This is a genomic window from Pseudomonas sp. BJa5, from assembly GCF_030272875.2.
GTDB lineage: Bacteria > Pseudomonadota > Gammaproteobacteria > Pseudomonadales > Pseudomonadaceae > Aquipseudomonas.
In genome coordinates this window covers 1-236 of the sequence record NZ_JALRNG020000222.1, presented here as the reverse complement: position 1 = coordinate 236, position 236 = coordinate 1, and the positions used below count along the sequence as shown (strand labels likewise).

1 pseudogene is annotated in these 236 nt (G+C 65.7%); it reads left to right on the top strand.

Annotation, left to right across the window (positions count from 1 at the left end):
* Positions 1–236: pseudogene (locus tag M2D63_RS26105) on the top strand (hypothetical protein); the annotation flags it as partial.

Below are 236 nucleotides of genomic sequence, written 5' to 3'. Positions count from 1 at the left end.
GCGGGCAGCGCTGGTTCTTGCTGTACCCCGGCCTGCGTTTCGCCCCCGACGATCCGCTGCACTGGACCGGTCGCTACCAGAACTGTAACGGCATGTGCGCCGACTGCCATTCCACCCGGTTGATGACGAACTACAACGACCGCGAAGACAGCTTCGCCACCACCTGGCAGGAGCTGACCGTCGGCTGCCAGAGTTGCCATGGGCCGGGGCAGGCCCATGTCGACTGGGCGAAAGCC